Raw genomic sequence first — 13,596 nt, 5'->3', positions numbered from 1 at the left:
GTCAGCGTGAAGGTGAATTCCGTCAGGCCGTCCTCACTGGTCACGGTGATATTTTCTTTATGGCTGTTGAGGATGGTCTTGACGATATACAGCCCCAGGCCCACGCCGTCCCGGTCCTCGCTGCGGGAGCGGTCGGTCTTGTGGAAGCGGTCGAACACCAGGGGGATCTCCTCCGGGGGAATGGTGTCTCCGTGGTTGCGGACGGACACGTAGGCCTTCCCCGCCCGGGGCACCACCGAGATGCCCAGGGTGGTCTCAGGGTAGGAGAACTTGATGGCGTTGTCCAGCAGGTTGTAGCACACCTGAGTGATGGCGTCGGGGTCGCCCCACACCTGCACCGGGTCGTCGGGAAGCTGGGTGTCCACGTCCAGGTGCCGGTCGTTGATCTTGGTCTCCAGGCTCACCAGCACCCGGAGCATGACCTCGGAGACGTCGAACTGCTCCTGGGCGGTGACCCGCTCGCTGGACTGGAGACGGCTCAGGTCCAGCATCTTGCGCACCAGCCGGGAGAGCCGCCGGGTCTCGGAGGAGATGACCTTCAGGTATTCCTTCTCCCGCTCGGGGGGGATGGTACCGTCCAGAATGCCGTCGGCAAAGCCGGCGATGGTGGTCATGGGGGTCTTGAGTTCGTGGGAGATGTTGGCCACAAATTCGCTGCGCTTGGCCTCGGCCTGGGCGATGGAGTCGGCCATGGCGTTGAAGGCCTCGGCCAGCTCCCCCACCTCGTCGCACCGGCCGTTGCAGTCCACCCGGGTGTCGTACTCCCCGTGGCCGAACTTCCGCACCGCCTCGGCCATATCCTTGAGGGGTCGGGTCATCTTCAGGGAGGTCACCGAGGTGGTGATGAAGGCGATGAGCATGACCACCACAGAGGTGAAGAGGAAGATGGAGGCAAAGGCCCGCCAGATCTCAGTGATGCTGGCCGACTCGGCGGCCACGAAGACCATGCCGGCCATGACCTCCTGACCCATGTAGTCCAGCCGGAAGGGGACGCCGGCCACATAGCGCTGCTCCGGGAAGGTGCCGCCCAGGGTGGTCATGGCCTCAAAGGAGCCGGTGGCCTGGATGCTCTGGACCACGTTGGAGGGCAACTGCATCTGGGTGAGGTCGGCCAGCTCACCGGCGTTGCCGGCGGCGTAGAGGATCTGACCATTCTGGCTGCTGAGCAGCACGGTGGCCCCCGTTACCGACACCACCGCCTCCACCGCCGGCTGGAACCGGTCGGTGCCCAGGTAGAAGCCTCCCTGCTCGCTGTCAATGCCCACCTCGTCGCTGAGGACGCTCGCGATATACCGGGCGTTGTTGCGGATGGACTTCTGCTTCTCGCTGACGGTGTAGCGGTAGGAGAGCGTGATGAAGGCCGAGCCCAGCATGGCAAAGGACACCAGGATCACCCCGGCCATGATGAGGAATTGTCGCTGATAGAGACTTTTCAAGGGCAGGGCGCCCCCTTTCTTCTGCGGGTTCAGGTGTTCTCCGGGGTGAGGACCTCAAACTTGTAGCCCACACCCCATACGGTCTTGAGGCTCCACTGATCGCTGACCCCCTCCAGCTTTTCACGCAGGCGCTTGATGTGGACGTCTACGGTCCGGGAGTCGCCGAAGTAGTCAAAGCCCCACACCTCGTCCAGCAGCTGGTTGCGGGTAAAGACCCGGTTGGGGGAGGCCGCCAGGTGGTAGAGGAGCTCCAGCTCCTTGGGGGGCGTATCCACCCGCTTGCCGTCCACCAGCAGCTCGTAGGAGTCCAGGTTGATGACCAGCTTGTCAAAGGTCAGCTTTTTCTCCCCGCTGCCCTCCTCGGCGCCGTAGCGCCGGAGGACGGCGTGGATGCGGGCCAGGACCTCCTTCATCTCGAAGGGTTTGACGATGTAGTCGTCGGCGCCCCCCTCCAGACCCTGGACCTTGTCATTGAGCTCGCCTTTGGCGGTGAGCATGATGACAGGGGTCTTATCCCCCTCCCGGATCTTCTTGAGCACCGACCAGCCGTCCATCACGGGCAGCATGATGTCCAGCAGCACCAGGTCGGGCCGGAAGGACCGGAAGAGCTCCACACCCTTCCCGCCGTCGGCGGCCACCTGGGTATCAAAGCCCTCTTTTTCCAAATAGAGGTGCAGCAGCTCCGCGATGTTGCCGTCGTCCTCCACGATGAGCACCTTTGTGGGCATAGGGACCTCCACCTTTCTTCTCATGGCATTGCGCCGCCGGCCTCTGCCGGCGGCAGTCTCTTATGGTCATTATAGCCCATTCCCCGGCGGAAGGGTGAATTTTTTGTAAAAGCCGCTCCCTTACTCGGCGTAGGAGCGGTCCACGCTGACCACGGGGAAATAGGGCCCGCCGGGCAGCTCCCCCATGCGTCCGGCAATGCGGGCCTTGACCTCCTCATCGCTGAGGTCGCAGCTGTGGGGCACCACCACGTCGAAGATCAGGTTCTGGTGATGGGGGCCCTGGGTCATGCGGAAGTCGTGGATGGTCATATCCGGGTCGATCTCCCGGACCAGCCCGGCCACCTTGGCCTTCAGCTCGTTGGTCCGGGGGTCCTTGGTGGCGATGGGGTCCATATGGATCACCGCCTCGATGTGGAACTTCTCCTTCAGCTCCCGCTCGATGTCGTCGATGACGTCGTGGACGGCCAGCATATCGGCATCCATGGGCACCTCGGCGTGGAGGGAGAGCATGCTCCGGCCCGGGCCGTAGTCGTGGATGATGAGGTCGTGGATGCCGGTGACCAGCTCATGGGCCATCACTGTCTTCTCGATGGCGTGGACCAGGGTGGGGTCGGGGCTCTGGCCCAGCAGGGGGTCCAGGGTATCCTTGGCCGCCCCCCAGCCCGCCCGGAGGATGAAAATGGCCACCAGGATGCCCACCCAGCCGTCGATGTGGAGGCCGGTGAAGCCGCCCACCAGGGTGCCCAGCAGCACCGCCGAGGTGGCCGCCACGTCGGAGAGGGAGTCGGCGGCGGTGGCGCACATGGCCGCCGAGTCGATGCGCTTGCCCAGGGTCCGGTTGAAGTAGAACATCCACAGCTTTACCAGGATGGCGGCGCACAGGATGCCCACCGACACCCAGGAAAGGGTGATGTCCTCCGGGTGGAGGATCTTCTCCAGGGAGCTCTTGGCCAGCTCCACACCCACCAGCAAAATGGCAGCGGCCACAATGAGGCCCGAGATGTACTCCATACGTCCGTGGCCAAAGGGGTGGTCTTCATCAGCCTTCTTGGCCGCCATGTGGAAGCCCACCAGGGTGACCACGGAGGAGCCGGCGTCGGAGAGGTTATTGAAGGCGTCGGCAGTGATGGCGATGGAGCCGGTGATGAGGCCGGCCAAAAACTTCCCCAGGGAGAGGAGCAGATTGAGGAAGATCCCCACCCCGCCGGTGAGCAGCCCATAGCGCTGCCGGATCTCCGGGTCCTCCCAGTCGTCCGGCCGGGAGATAAATTTCTTCACCAAAAAATCGACCATGCCGCACCCTTCTCTCAGCCCAGTTCCCGGTACATGGCGGCGGCGTCGTTCTTGCCCACGCTCTCGGCCACGGCCAAGACCTCGATCCGGGTCACCCGCTCGCCGAAGCGCAGCTCCACCACGTCTCCGGGCTTCACCTCATAGGAGGCCCGCACCGGCCGGCCGTTCACGCTCACCCGCTCATTGTCACAGGCCTCGTTGGCCACCGTCCGCCGCTTGATGAGGCGGGAGACCTTGAGCCATTTATCCAAACGCATACTATATTCGCTCCTTTCCCCGGCTGCTGCCGGGTGTTGAAAAGCGGCTCCGGTGTCACCGGAGCCGCCTGGGATTTCTTGATTGCCGAAAACAGTCCTTACTTGGAGACGGCGTCCTTCAGAGCCTTGCCGGGCTTGAAGACGGGGACCTTGGAGGCGGGGATCTTGATGCTCTCCTTGGTCTTTGGGTTGCGGCCGATGCGCTCGGCGCGCTTCTTCACCTCAAAGGCGCCGAAGCCCACCAGCTGGACCTTGTCCTCGTTGACCAGGCTCTCCACGATGGCGTCGATGGCGGCATTCACGGCAGCTTCGGTGTCCTTCTTGGACAGGCCGGCCTTCTCGGCAGCGGCATTAATCAGTTCAGCTTTATTCATTTGCGATACTCCTCCTAAGTGATGTGATCGGATCTAGTGTTCCCATTCCAACCGTTGAATTTACTCAAAGCCCGCGGGCTCCGGCGTCGGGCGCCGGTGCGGGCGTTTAAGCCTCTTGCTGTTTGACGGCGTCCCAGAGGGCGTCCATCTCGGCCAGGGTCATGGACGTAAGGTCCTTCCCCTGGGCCCGGGCGGCCTCTTCCACCGCCCGGAAGCGCCGGGCGAACTTGTCGCAGGCCGCCGTCATGGCAGTCTCCGGGTCCGCCTTCACAAAGCGGGCTACGTTCACCGCCGCGAACAGCAGGTCCCCCAGCTCCTCGCTGACGTTGCTCCCCTCGGCGATGGCGGTCTGGAGCTCTTCCGTCTCCTCCCGCAGCTTGGCCATGGCGCCGTCCACGCTGTCCCAGTCGAAGCCCACCTTGGCGGCCTTCTTCTGGATCTTCTCCGCCCGCCACAGGCCGGGCAGGCTCCGGGCCACGGCGTCCACGCTGTCGGCCGCCGTCTCCTGGTGCTTTTCCTTCTTCTTCAGCTCGTCCCAGTTGGCCAGCACCTCTCCGGTGCCGGTCACCGTCACATCCCCAAACACGTGGGGGTGGCGGTAGATGAGCTTTTTGCAGATGCCGTCGGCCACCCCGTTGAGGTCGGTCCGGCCTTCCTCCTCCTCCATGCGGGCGTGCATCACCACCTGGAGCAGCAGGTCCCCCAGCTCCTCCTTCAGGTGCTCGGGGCTCTCCTCGTCGATGGCCTCAGCCACCTCGTAGGCCTCCTCCAGCAGATCCCGCCGGATGGACTTGTGGTCCTGCTCCCGGTCCCAGGGGCAGCCCCCGGGGGCGCGCAGGATGCGGACAATCTCCACCAGGTCTGATACGTCATAGCTGGGTTTCTGTTCAAAATCTATCATATTTCCGCCCCTTCTGCAAGTTCTTTTTTATGGTCCCCGCTTTTAGAGCCGCAGCAGCTTGGCGATCTTATCGCCCTTGGGCATGAGGGATAGATCCTCCCTGGAGATGGCCTTCAGGGCCACCACCAGCACAGCGTACACCACCACGCCCACGCCGATGGCGGCCATGGTGGACAGGGTGTTGCCGAAGAGACGGCTCACCAGGCCGTAGACCGCCCACACGGCGATGCCCATGATGCCGGCGGCCACCATGGGCTTGGCAAAGACCCGAATATACTCCGGCGGCGACGGGATGACCCGCTTGATGAGCAGCAGCTCCAGCACCGCCACGATGATGTAGCACACCAGGGTGCCCACGGCGGCGCCCACGGCACCGATCTGGCGGACCATGAAGTTGTTGACGATGAGCTTGGCGGCGCAGCCGGCGATCATGATGAAGATGGGCAGGTTCACGAAGCCGCTGGCCTGGAGCACCGAGTTGCACACCAGCATGACGCACACGAAGATGGAGGCGATGCCCAGGATCATCATGGAGGGGTCGGCGATGGTGTGGTCGGACTCAGAATAGAGCAGGTACATGATGGGGGAGGAGAGTACGGTGAGGCCGATGCCGGCGGGCAGGGCCAGCAGCATGCCCACCCGCATGGAGGACTCGGCGATGCGCCCGGCGCCCTGGTAGTCCCTCCTGGCCCGGCAGGCCGAGATGGCGGGGATGACGCTGGCGGTAATGGCCACCATGAAGGAGGAGGGCAGGTTGTAAATGGTGATGGCCTTCTGGTAGGCGCCGTAGGCGGCCACCACGGGGTCCACCACATTGGGATCGATGAGCTTCTGGGCCTCATACCACTGGGCGGGCTGGGCGTCCATCACGTCCCGGAGGATGTTCTGGACCTGGGCGGTGTCCAGCCAGGAGGTAATGGGGGTCACCGAGGCGCACAGGGTGATGGGCACGGCGATGACCAGCAGGCGCTTGAGGATGGCGTCGGGCGCCTCGGGCACATCGGTGGGGTGGCCGGGCTCGCCGCGGCGGCGCATGACGTGCTCCACGATGAGGTAGATGAGGCAGATGCCGGCGCCGCAGGTGACGCCGAAGATGGCGCCGGCGGCGGCGTCCGAAGAGGAGGCGCCCGCCTTCACCAGCAGCCAGGCCAGAGCCAGGCCGATGACCAACTTGCCCAGGGCCTCAATGATCTGGGACACCGCCGTGGGCACCATGTTGGCATGGCCCTGGGCGTAGCCCCGGAAGGTGGAGAGGACGCAGACGAAGAAGCAGGCCGGGGCAATGGCCCGCACCGCCTGGACGGCGGCGCCGTCGCCCTGGAGGTTGGCCAGGGGCTGGGCCAGGGCAAACATGACCAGGAAGCTGATGGTACCCAGGATGAAGAAGGTCACCAGGGCCACATTGAAGATACGGTGGACCTGGTTGCGCTTTCCCAGGGTGCTGGCCTCGGAGATGCTCTTGGAGAGGGCCACCGGCAATCCCGCAGTGGAGATCATCAGCAGCAGGTTGTAGATGACATAGGCGTTGTTGAAGTGACCAAAGCCCTCGTCGTCCAGGATGTTCCCCAGGGGGATCTTGTAGAGGGCGCCGATGAGCTTGACGATGGCGATGCCGGCAGCCAGGATGGCGGCGCCGCCGAAGAAGGTGCTTTTCTTTTCACGATTACCCAATGGGTCGCACAGCCTTTCGCAATGAGTCTATGGACAGGAGACAGGATGGTGATTACCGGCCGAAGAGGAGGGGCAGGGCGTAGCCGGCCACCTCCTTCTTCACCTTTTCGATGTCGATGGTGAGGAACTCCCCGTTTTTGTATATGACCTTGCCCCGGGCCATATTCATGACCACGTTGGAGCCGTGGGCGGCGTAGGCCAGGTTGTTGGCGGCGTCGTGGCAGGGGATGAGGTTGAGGGCCTCGCTGTCCAGCAGGATGAGGTCGGCCTCATAGCCCTTCTCGATGCGGCCGGTTTTGCGGCCCAGGGCCTTGCCGCCGTTGACGGTGGCCATCTCCAGGGCGTCCCAGGCGGTGAGGGCCAGGGGGTCGTGGCGGACACCGTTCTGCAAAATGGCGGCCAGCTTCATGTCCCCGAAGAAGTCGGTGCAGTTGTTGGAGCTCACGCCGTCTGTGCCCAGGGCCACGTTGACCCCGGCCTTCCGGAGGTCCACCACCGGGGCCACGCCGGAGCCCAGCTTCAGGTTGGACATGGGGTTGTGGACGGCGGTGACGCCCTTCTGGGCCAGGATGGCCCAGTCCTCGGGGGTGGTCCAGACGCAGTGGGCGGCGATGGCCCGGACGTCAAAGACGCCGTGCTCGGCCAGGACGGCGGCGGGGGTCTTCCCGCCGTGGCGGGCCCGGCACTGCTCGTGCTCGGCCTGGGTCTCGGAGAGATGGACGTGCATGCCCAGGCCGTGGTCGGCGGCATACCGGGCCATCCAGTCCCACAGCCCGGCGTGGGAGGTGTACTCCCCGTGGATGGAGGCGTCCACCTGGATGCGGCCGTCGTCCCGGCCGTGCCACTTCTCGGTGAGCTCCCGCTGGACGATACAATCGTGGTTCTTGCCCGGGTCAAAGGGCTCCTCAAACTGGACGCCGCCGCAGCAGACGTTGGCGCTGATGCCGGCGCTCTCCACCTCCCGCAGGACGGCGTCGGTGTGCATATACATGTCGGCAATGCAGGTGACGCCGGAGGCGATCATCTCGGCCAGGCCCAGGGCGGCGCAGGCCCGGATGGCCCGGTCGTCCCACTTGGCCTCCACTGGGAAAATAAAGTTGTTGAGCCAGTCCTGGAGGTTGTTGCCGTCGCCGTAGCCCCGCATGGCGGTCATGGGCACATGGGTGTGGGCGTTCACCAGGCCGGGCATGAGGATGCCGCCTTTGCCGTCGATGCACTTGCCCGTGAATCCCTGGGGCCGCTGAGCCCCGAAGTCGGTGATCCTGTGGCCGTCCACCACCACATAGGCGTTGGGCAGCACGGTGTGAGCCGGGTCCATGAGGACGGCGGTGACGTTGTAGATCATGGTAGACATGGAAAAGCGCGCTCCTTTCCGCCCGGGCCCATTACAGCCGGCCCAGGCACTCCAGCACCAGGCGGGAGAATTTGTCCTTGCAGGCCTCGGCGGCGTCCAGCACCTCCTGCTCGGAGAGGGGCTGGTCCAGGATGCCGGCGGCCAGATTGCTCACCAGGGTAAAGCCCAGCACCTGCATGCCGCAGTGGCCGGCGGTGATGACCTCCGGGGCGGTGGACATGCCCACGGCGTCGGCTCCGGCGATCCGGGCGAAGCGGACCTCCGCCGGAGTCTCGTACTGGGGACCGGGGAAGTACATGTAGACGCCCTCTTTGAGCTCAATGCCCAGGTCGGCAGCCGCCTTCCGGGCCAGGTTCTGGAGGGCGGTGGTGTAGAGGTGGGTGGAGTCGGGGAACCGTGGCCCGAACTCGGGCAGGTTCTCCCCCCGGAGCGGTGACTCCATGAAGATCTTGATCTGGTCGGTGATGAGCATGAGGTCACCGGCCTTGAAGTCCAGGTTGACGCCGCCGGCGGCGTTGGTGACGATGAGGGTGTCGCAGCCCAGCAGCCGCAGCACCCGGACGGCGTAGGCCACCTCCTCGTAGGAGTAGCCCTCGTAGTGGTGCATGCGGCCCTGCATGACGGCCACCTTCTGGCCCCGGAGGGTGCCGAAGACCAGCTGACCCTTGTGGCCGGGGGCGGTGGACACCTTGAAGTGGGGGATCTCGCCGTAGGGGACCCGGATGGGGTCCTCCACCACGTCGCCCAGGAAGCCCAGGCCGGAGCCCAGGATCATGGCCACCTTGGGGACAAAGCCGCCCAGTCTGGCGCGGATAAAATCGGCGCTCTCCTGGTATTGAACGAAGGGAATGCTCATATGGTCGCCCTCCTTTGTGAGATTGGGTCGTCTTGACGTACACGCATTTTACACCAGCCGTGAAAAAAAAGCAAGAAAAGCCGGCATTTTGCGGCCCAAAAGCCCCACGGGACAGGGACTTGGCGAAAGTTCCCCTTGTCAGCGGCCCGGTCCTGTCATATAATGTAGGTCCGCAAGGCACGTCCACAATATTTTTGGGAGGCAGATCATATGGCACTGACACAGGCAGACATCGCCCGGGTAAAGGCTCTGGGCTTTCTGCGCAACCGCGGCACCGAGCTCTTCTCCGGCCGCATCGTCCCCAACGGCACCGTCTTTTCCGCATGGGAGCTCATCGCCACCGCAGAGATCGCGGCACGCTTCGGCAACGGCAAGGTGATCCCCACCGTCCGCATGACCCTGGAGCTGCCCGGCATCCCCTACGAGCGCATCGACGAGGCCATCGAGTTCGCCGCCGCCCGGGGCCTACGCTTCGGCGGCACCGGCGCCAAGATCCGCCCGGTGATCTCCTGCAAGGGCACCACCTGCGTCTTCGGCATGTACGACACCCAGGCCATGTGCCGCGCCATCCACGAGCAGTACTACCTGGGCTGGGACAAGGTCTCCCTCCCCCACAAGTTCAAGATTGCCGTGGGCGGCTGCCCCAACAGCTGCGTCAAGCCCAGCCTCAACGACTTTGGCATTGAAGGCCGCCGCACCCCCGACGGCGTCCGCTTCCAGATCTACGTGGGCGGCACCTGGGGCCGCACCACCCGCATGGGCTCCGCCTTCCCCCGCCTGGTGGAGAAGGAGGAGATCTTCCCCCTCATGGAGAAGGCTATGCTCTGGTTCCGGGCCAACGCCTACCAGAGAGAGCGCCTGGGCGCCGCCATCGACCGCATCGGCGAGGACGCCCTTTTCGCCGCCCTGGAGAGTGATGACCTCCTGAACCGCAAGGACGAGATTCTCTCCGCTCCCCTCCTCCAGAAACCCTAAGTCCTTTTCTTGTTCGTCCTTTTCTTGAAAGAAAAGGACCAAAAGAACTTTGATATCGCTTCGGAGCGGGTACGGAACGAACGCTTCTGCCCGATGACGGAAGCAAAAACGAAACAGAGACGCAAGCGGGCGCTGCCACCGGCAGCGCCCGCTTTTCATGTAGTATGGAAACGGAGAGAGACCACCGGGCGACCACAGGCCGCCCTCCAACCCACGTCGCGACTCTCACCACGCAGCGAAATTCACACCCACCACGCCGCAATCCCCACCCACGCAGGCGGCGAAAAAATGTGGGATAGGACCACAGGTTATCCCTGTTCCGCCGAGGTAGTCTACCGTAGACGGGGCTGGACCTCTATGGGGGCGTAAAGACGGGCCGCCGGCTTCCTATCTGGGACCACTCAACCCCTTTGGGAGCCCCTTTTTCTTTGGATTCCAAAAACCGTTCTTTTTCCAGCAGGGAAAAAGAAACGGGTTTTGAACCGTTTCTCCCGTCCTTTTACGTATATTGAATGGCATCTGCTGAACAAACATAACCTTCCCCCCGCAGGGGCGGATGAGGGGACGCAAGATAGAAGGAAACGCAAATATACCTGACTGACGCACCCTCATCCGGCGGCTACGCCGCCACCTTCCCCCTGGAAGGGGGAAGGTTTTATAAACCGCACGAAACGACACCCCCCCGCCCCGCCGGCATCACCGGCAGGGCGGGGGTTCCTTTTACTTTCAGAACTTGTTTTCGGTGCGATAGCGCTTCTGGGGCACATAGGTGCAGTGGAGAAGCTCGTGGGCCTTATGTCCACCGGGCTTGCCCAGATAGTCCTTGTAGACGGTCTGGAGCACCGGGTTCTCATGGCTCTTCCGGATGGGCATGCTCTCGTCCTGCTTGTAGAGGGCGGCGGCCCGGAGGGCCGGGATGTCGGTGAAGGAGCGCACATCGGCGGGATGGAGGGGCTGTCCGCCGCCGTTGATGCACCCGCCGGGACAGGCCATGAACTCGATGAAGTCATACTGCATGGTGCCGTTCTTCACCCCGTCCAGCACCAGCTTGGCGTTGTGGAGCCCGGAGGCGGCGCACACCCGCACCGTCCGGCCGGGCAGCTCATAGGTGGCCTCCTTGATGCCCTTCATGCCGCGGACCTCTTTGAATTCCAGGGGCTTCATCTCGCCGCCGGTGAGGACCTCCACCACGGTGCGCAGGGCGGCCTCCATAACGCCGCCGGAGGCGCCGAAGATGACAGAGGCGCCGGTGGAGAGGCCCAGCATGGGGTCGAACTGGCCGTCGGGCAGGTGGTCGAAGAGAATGCCGGAGCGCTGGATCATGCGGGCCAGCTCCCGGGTGGTGATGGAGATATCCACGGGCATGCAGCCGTTGGCCATCCGCTGCTCCTCCCGCTGGACCTCGTACTTCTTGGCGGTGCAGGGCATCACCGACACCACCACGATGTTCTTGGGATCGATGCCCGCCTTCTCGGCATAATAGCTCTTCACCAGGGCGCCAAACATCTGCTGAGGGGACTTGCAGGTGGAGAGGTTGGGCAGCATGTCGGGGTGGTGCTGCTCACAGTAGCGGATCCACCCGGGGGAACAGGAGGTGATCATGGGCAGGGTGCCCCCCTCCTGGAGCCGCTCCAGGAACTCGGTGCCCTCCTCCATAATGGTGAAGTCGGCGGCGTTGTCCACGTCGAAAACCTTGTCAAAGCCCAGGCGGCGCAGGGCGGTGACCATCTTGCCCTCCACGTTGGTGCCGATGGGCATCTTGAAGCACTCACCCAGAGTGACCCGGACGGAGGGGGCGGGACCCACCACCACGTGCTTGGTGGGGTCGTTGAGGGCGGCCCACACCTTGCCGGTGTCGTCCTTCTCGGAGAGGGCGCCGGTGGGACAGGCCACAATGCACTGGCCGCAGGAAACGCAGTCCACCTCGGAGAGGTCCCGGTCAAAGGCACAGCCGATGTGGGTGGCGAAGCCCCGGTCGTTGCAGCCGATGACGCCCACCTCCTGGGTGGTCCGGCACACAGCGGTGCAGCGGCGGCACAGGACGCACTTGGAGTTGTCCCGGACCAGGTGGGGGGCGGAGTCCTCAATGCGGGGCAGCAGCTCGTCGTTGGCGTAGCGGACGGCGTCGATGCCCAGCTCGGCAGCCAGCTCCCGGAGCTCACAGTGGGCGTTCCGGGCGCAGGTGAGGCAGTCCATCCGGTGGTTGGAGAGGATGAGCTCCAACGTGAGCTGGCGGGAGTGGCGGACCTTCTCGGTGTTGGTCTGGACCTCCATGCCCTCGCTCACCGGGTAGACGCAGGAGGCCACCAGGCTCTTGGCCCCCTTGACCTCCACCACGCAGATGCGGCAGGCGCCGATCTCGTTGATGCCCTTGAGGTAGCACAGGGAGGGGATCTTGATACCGGCGTTCCGGGCGGCCTCCAGGACGGTGGTCCCCTCCGGCACGGTAACGGAAATGTCGTTGATCTTCAGAGTCACCATTTTCTTATCCATCTTCTGCTCCCCTCCTTAATGCTTGGAAATGGCGCCGAACCGGCAGTTGTCCATACAGGCGCCGCACTTGATGCACTTGTTGGGGTCGATGACGTGGGGGGCCTTCACCGCGCCCATGATGGCGTTGGCGGGGCAGTTCTTGGCGCAGAGGGTGCAGCCCTTGCACTTGCCGGGGTCGATGACGAAGTGGAGCAGGTTCTTACACACGCCGGCGGGGCAGCGCTTCTCCACCACGTGGGCGATGTACTCGTCCCGGAAGTGGTGCAGGGTGGAGAGCACCGGGTTGGGGGCCGTCTGGCCCAGGCCGCACAGGGCGCTCTGCTTGATGTGCTCACACAGCTCCTCGATGGTGGCGATGTCCTCCAGGGTACCGTTGCCCTCGGTGATCTTGCACAGCAGGTCGTAGAGCCGCTTGGTGCCGATGCGGCAGGGGGAGCACTTGCCGCAGGACTCGTCGATGATGAACTCCAGGAAGAATTTGGCGATGTCCACCATACAGTTGTCCTCATCCATGACGATGAGGCCGCCGGAGCCCATCATAGAGCCGATGGCGCCCAGGGAGTCATAGTCCATGGGGGTGTCGATGAGGCTGGCGGGGATGCAGCCGCCGGAGGGGCCGCCGGTCTGGGCGGCCTTGAACTTCTTGCCGTTGGGGCAGCCGCCGCCGATGTCCTCGATGACGGTGCGCAGGGTGGTGCCCATGGGGATCTCCACAAGGCCCGTGTTGGTGATCTTGCCGCCCAGGGCAAAGACCTTGGTGCCGGTGGAGCCCTTGGTCCCGATGGCGGCGAACTTGTCCGGGCCGTTGTTCAGAATCCAGGTGATATTGGCGTAGGTCTCCACATTGTTGAGGAGGGTGGGGCGCTGGAAGAGACCCTTGTTGGCGGGGAAGGGAGGCCGGGGGTGGGGCTCGCCACGCTTGCCCTCGATGGAGGTCATGAGGGCAGTCTCCTCGCCGCAGACGAAGGCGCCGGCGCCCAGGCGCAGCTCCAGGTCGAAGTCGAAGCCGCTTTCAAAGATGTTCTTGCCCAGCAGGCCGTACTCCCGGGCCTGGTCGATGGCCACCTGGAGGCGGTGGACGGCGATGGGGTACTCGGCCCGGACGTAGATGTAGCCCTGGTGGGCGCCGATGGCGTAGCCGGCAATGGTCATGGCCTCAATGACGCTGTGGGGGTCGCCCTCCAGCACGGAGCGGTCCATGAAGGCGCCGGGGTCGCCCTCGTCGGCGTTGCAGCAGACGAACTTCACCCCGTCGGGG

General features: G+C 64.2%; 12 protein-coding genes. 1 reads left to right on the top strand and 11 read right to left on the bottom strand.

The window, feature by feature from the left end; genetic code table 11:
* The 9 genes from Q0K15_RS08820 to Q0K15_RS08780 all read right to left on the bottom strand — a co-directional run.
* Positions 1 to 1,436, bottom strand: a 1,436-nt coding sequence (locus Q0K15_RS08820; RefSeq protein ID WP_294515381.1) for a HAMP domain-containing sensor histidine kinase, incomplete at its 3' end; no start/stop codon positions are given.
* Between the two features lie 29 nt (positions 1,437 to 1,465).
* Complete coding sequence (locus Q0K15_RS08815; protein ID WP_294515380.1) at positions 1,466 to 2,164, bottom strand: response regulator transcription factor; 699 nt, start codon at positions 2,162 to 2,164, stop codon at positions 1,466 to 1,468.
* Between the two features lie 120 nt (positions 2,165 to 2,284).
* On the bottom strand, positions 2,285 to 3,457 hold the full coding sequence (locus Q0K15_RS08810) for a cation diffusion facilitator family transporter (RefSeq protein WP_294515378.1): 1,173 nt from the start codon (positions 3,455 to 3,457) through the stop codon (positions 2,285 to 2,287).
* 14 nt (positions 3,458 to 3,471) lie between these two features.
* Positions 3,472 to 3,714 carry an RNA-binding S4 domain-containing protein gene (locus Q0K15_RS08805; RefSeq protein ID WP_294515376.1) on the bottom strand — a complete coding sequence of 81 codons (243 nt, stop codon included), beginning with the start codon at positions 3,712 to 3,714 and terminating at the stop codon, positions 3,472 to 3,474.
* A 98-nt stretch (positions 3,715 to 3,812) separates the two neighbouring features.
* Positions 3,813 to 4,088 carry an HU family DNA-binding protein gene (locus Q0K15_RS08800; protein WP_294515374.1) on the bottom strand — a complete coding sequence of 92 codons (276 nt, stop codon included), beginning with the start codon at positions 4,086 to 4,088 and terminating at the stop codon, positions 3,813 to 3,815.
* 106 nt (positions 4,089 to 4,194) lie between these two features.
* Positions 4,195 to 4,989, bottom strand: coding sequence for a nucleoside triphosphate pyrophosphohydrolase (gene mazG / locus Q0K15_RS08795; RefSeq protein WP_294515372.1), 795 nt, complete (start codon positions 4,987 to 4,989; stop codon positions 4,195 to 4,197).
* A 42-nt stretch (positions 4,990 to 5,031) separates the two neighbouring features.
* Positions 5,032 to 6,660 carry a polysaccharide biosynthesis protein gene (locus Q0K15_RS08790; protein ID WP_294515370.1) on the bottom strand — a complete coding sequence of 543 codons (1,629 nt, stop codon included), beginning with the start codon at positions 6,658 to 6,660 and terminating at the stop codon, positions 5,032 to 5,034.
* A gap of 52 nt (positions 6,661 to 6,712) precedes the next feature.
* Entirely contained in the window at positions 6,713 to 8,014 is a 1,302-nt protein-coding gene (locus Q0K15_RS08785; protein WP_294515368.1) for an amidohydrolase, read from the bottom strand.
* A gap of 31 nt (positions 8,015 to 8,045) precedes the next feature.
* A complete protein-coding gene (locus Q0K15_RS08780; RefSeq protein WP_294515366.1) occupies positions 8,046 to 8,870 on the bottom strand; it encodes a purine-nucleoside phosphorylase in 825 nt (274 codons plus the stop codon).
* 210 nt (positions 8,871 to 9,080) lie between these two features.
* Here Q0K15_RS08780 and Q0K15_RS08775 point away from each other — a divergent pair, with 210 nt between their 5' ends.
* Positions 9,081 to 9,845 carry a (4Fe-4S)-binding protein gene (locus Q0K15_RS08775; RefSeq protein WP_294515364.1) on the top strand — a complete coding sequence of 255 codons (765 nt, stop codon included), beginning with the start codon at positions 9,081 to 9,083 and terminating at the stop codon, positions 9,843 to 9,845.
* Positions 9,846 to 10,571: 726 nt separating this feature from the next.
* Here Q0K15_RS08775 and Q0K15_RS08770 read toward each other — a convergent pair.
* Positions 10,572 to 12,338: an NADH-dependent [FeFe] hydrogenase, group A6 gene (locus tag Q0K15_RS08770; RefSeq protein WP_294515361.1), complete on the bottom strand. Its 1,767-nt coding sequence runs from the start codon at positions 12,336 to 12,338 to the stop codon at positions 10,572 to 10,574.
* A gap of 15 nt (positions 12,339 to 12,353) precedes the next feature.
* Positions 12,354 to 13,596: NADH-ubiquinone oxidoreductase-F iron-sulfur binding region domain-containing protein (locus Q0K15_RS08765; RefSeq protein ID WP_294515359.1), on the bottom strand; the 1,243-nt coding region annotated here is incomplete at its 5' end.

The organism is uncultured Intestinimonas sp. (assembly GCF_944387245.1).
Lineage (GTDB): Bacteria > Bacillota > Clostridia > Oscillospirales > Oscillospiraceae > Intestinimonas.
Note: the sequence above shows the minus strand (reverse complement) of the source record. Positions and strands in the feature narration are given on the sequence as shown.

Bases quoted from the DNA above. Each gene is read 5' to 3' on its own strand.
- Q0K15_RS08815 (WP_294515380.1), bottom strand. From the start codon at position 2,164: ATGCCCACAAAGGTGCTCATCGTGGAGGACGACGGCAACATCGCGGAG.
- Q0K15_RS08810 (WP_294515378.1), bottom strand. From the start codon at position 3,457: ATGGTCGATTTTTTGGTGAAGAAATTTATCTCCCGGCCGGACGACTGG.
- Q0K15_RS08805 (WP_294515376.1), bottom strand. From the start codon at position 3,714: ATGCGTTTGGATAAATGGCTCAAGGTCTCCCGCCTCATCAAGCGGCGG.
- Q0K15_RS08800 (WP_294515374.1), bottom strand. From the start codon at position 4,088: ATGAATAAAGCTGAACTGATTAATGCCGCTGCCGAGAAGGCCGGCCTG.
- mazG (WP_294515372.1), bottom strand. From the start codon at position 4,989: ATGATAGATTTTGAACAGAAACCCAGCTATGACGTATCAGACCTGGTG.
- Q0K15_RS08785 (WP_294515368.1), bottom strand. From the start codon at position 8,014: ATGTCTACCATGATCTACAACGTCACCGCCGTCCTCATGGACCCGGCT.
- Q0K15_RS08780 (WP_294515366.1), bottom strand. From the start codon at position 8,870: ATGAGCATTCCCTTCGTTCAATACCAGGAGAGCGCCGATTTTATCCGC.
- Q0K15_RS08775 (WP_294515364.1), top strand. From the start codon at position 9,081: ATGGCACTGACACAGGCAGACATCGCCCGGGTAAAGGCTCTGGGCTTT.
- Q0K15_RS08770 (WP_294515361.1), bottom strand. From the start codon at position 12,338: ATGGATAAGAAAATGGTGACTCTGAAGATCAACGACATTTCCGTTACC.